The 2,200-nt window shown below is 64.2% G+C and carries 3 protein-coding genes; 1 reads left to right on the top strand and 2 read right to left on the bottom strand.

Annotated features, from left to right (window positions below; genetic code table 11):
- Nucleotides 1-200, bottom strand: a 200-nt coding sequence (locus AHiyo1_RS24735) for a hypothetical protein (RefSeq protein WP_216363189.1), incomplete at its 3' end; no start/stop codon positions are given.
- A 135-nt stretch (nucleotides 201-335) separates the two neighbouring features.
- On the opposite strand from AHiyo1_RS24735, the gene AHiyo1_RS11770 reads away from it, so the two are divergent.
- Nucleotides 336-1,355 carry a glycosyltransferase family 4 protein gene (locus AHiyo1_RS11770; RefSeq protein ID WP_253257291.1) on the top strand — a complete coding sequence of 340 codons (1,020 nt, stop codon included), beginning with the start codon at nucleotides 336-338 and terminating at the stop codon, nucleotides 1,353-1,355.
- Nucleotides 1,356-1,363: 8 nt separating this feature from the next.
- Here the strand turns inward: AHiyo1_RS11770 and AHiyo1_RS11765 are convergent, their stop codons facing one another.
- Nucleotides 1,364-1,981: a uracil-DNA glycosylase gene (locus AHiyo1_RS11765; protein WP_059388685.1), complete on the bottom strand. Its 618-nt coding sequence runs from the start codon at nucleotides 1,979-1,981 to the stop codon at nucleotides 1,364-1,366.
- Nucleotides 1,982-2,200 lie beyond the last annotated feature (219 nt).

Genomic DNA, 2,200 nt, shown 5'->3' with positions numbered 1-2,200 from the left:
GCGTAGTAGCGCCCGGGGCTTCCCGCTCCAAAGGGGGTTCGGGGGAGTTCGCTGCTCGCTGCCGAGGCCGCGACCCGGTCCGGGATTTTGACGATGGCCTCATAGAGATTGCCGAAGAACCAGTGTGCGTGGGTGAACTCCGCGACACTCAAGATCCAATCAGCGAACACGTCCCGGCGGTCTGAAGAGGTCTGTCCCATGCCCACAATCTACCGCCGATGCCCCGCGCCGGATGTGCAGTTCACCTACCACACCACCCGCCCGGGTTATATGGTCAGCACCATGGTCTGAGGACTGCGAGGCCAAACAACCGGCTCTATGGAGGGGAGTAGCCCTTGGTCAAGATCCGCATGATTTTGCCCGCGAATGTGCGCCATCGTTCCGGGGGAAACATCTACAACGCGAAGCTGGCTGAAGCCCTCCGGGGCCTGGGCACGGAGGTCTCGGTCTGCAAGCTCGACGGCGGCTGGCCTTTGGGGAGTGCAGCAGACCGGAACCGCTTTGCAGCTGCACTTACCGGAGGGGAACCGGCCATCTACATTGTCGACGGCCTGATTGCCTCGGGTGCACCCACCGAAATCGAGACCGCAACCGCTGCGGGGCGCCGAGTCTGGGTGCTGCTCCACATGCCCCCTTCCGGGGAGGATCCAGTCGAAACGAGCGCGCTGCGCGCAGCGACGGGTCTTCTCAGTACTGGTTCCCGGACTGCCGAAGCGGCCAGAACCCTAGGCCTGGGCAACGTGCACTTGGCGATCCCCGGGGTAGATCTCCCATCGAAAGCACGGCCGAGTTCGCGAGACGCTGGGGCGGCACCGCATTTCATCATGGTGGGCGTGCTGCTACCCAATAAGGACCAGATCCTATTCGTCGACGCGTTGGCACGGATCAAGGACCTGGCGTGGACAGCGGCGCTTGTTGGCTCCACAAAAGCAGACCCCTCGTACGCCGCAGCCGTGCAGGAACGCATCCTCCGGAATGGACTGGAAAAACGGGTGGAAACAACAGGCGAGCTCTCCGGCCCGGCCCTGGAGGACCAGTGGAACCGGGCTGACCTCAGTCTGTTGATCTCACACTCGGAGTCCTTCGGCATGGTGGTCCAGGAGTCCCTGGCGCACGGCATACCGGTAGTGGTCCGAAAGGGAACCGGAGCCGTCGGAGCGCTCGGAGCCCACGGTGCCGGTGAAGCCATCGATCTCACCGCGGGAATCGGATTGCTGGAGAACATCCTTCGGAGATGGCTGGGCGACGCTGCCCTGCGGAAGCGATGGCAGTCAGCGGCCGAGGCAGCCAGCGGGGAGTTGCCGCGATGGGAAGATACCGCAAGGGAAGTCCTTCGCGCCGTCGTGGGGTCCTAAGCGCTTCCCTACAGGTGCTGGATGCCCGCCCTCTGCATGGCGTCCCGGTAGGTTTCGATGTTCTTTGCCAGGAGTTCCTGCTGCTTGGCCTCGGACAAGGCAAACGCCCGTCCACCGAGCGCGCTTGCCTTGTAGACCTTGATCCCGTGCTGCCGGAGCGGCGAGTGGTACGTCTTCTCGAACAGTGCCAGGAAAGCGGCGGCCTCCGCGCCGTGAGCGACGACGGCGGAGACTCTCTTGTTGATCTTGAGGAACTGGCGGAACGGACGGAGACCGTCGGTCTTCTCCTGTGCGCTCAGTGCCGGCGGCAGTTCGGGGTCGCGGACCCAGGGGTAGCAGTTCCACGGCATGACGTAGCGGACGTCCAAGTCGGCCGAGTCATAGATCAGCTGCGCACGTCGGGCGGCGTCGTCGTCGTTGAGGTGCGATACGAAACCCGAGGTGGGGGCCCGCCCGGGGCTGGTCTGGAGGGTGACGATCCGGCACTCATCTTCGTCATGCACCGGATCGATGTAAGGCACGGTGGAACCGGGCCGTTTGGCCATCAGTTCGTCGCACAGCTGCGTCACGGCAGCAATGTTGGGCTCCTGTAGCAAGGCCCGTTTTTCGTCCCAGTCAATGGTCACGTTCTCTCCTTCGGCAGCGCGGCGTCCAGAATCGGCGTCCCTTGCCACTTTACGCCGTCGCTTTACGCGGCGCTCACGCTCCTGCAGAGCCGAGGGACAAAACTGCCCGACGCCGGTCCGAGCGGCGAGCTTCCCGACCCGCCTTTGGCCCGGTCTTCTACTGACCTTTGAGCTTCTGCATGTCGCGCCGGTCCTTCTTGGTGGGCCGTCCCGCGCCGC

Origin of the sequence: Arthrobacter sp. Hiyo1 (genome assembly GCF_001263615.2) — a bacterium.
In the GTDB taxonomy this organism is placed as follows: domain Bacteria; phylum Actinomycetota; class Actinomycetes; order Actinomycetales; family Micrococcaceae; genus Arthrobacter.
This window is presented reverse-complemented; position numbering and strand designations above follow the sequence as displayed.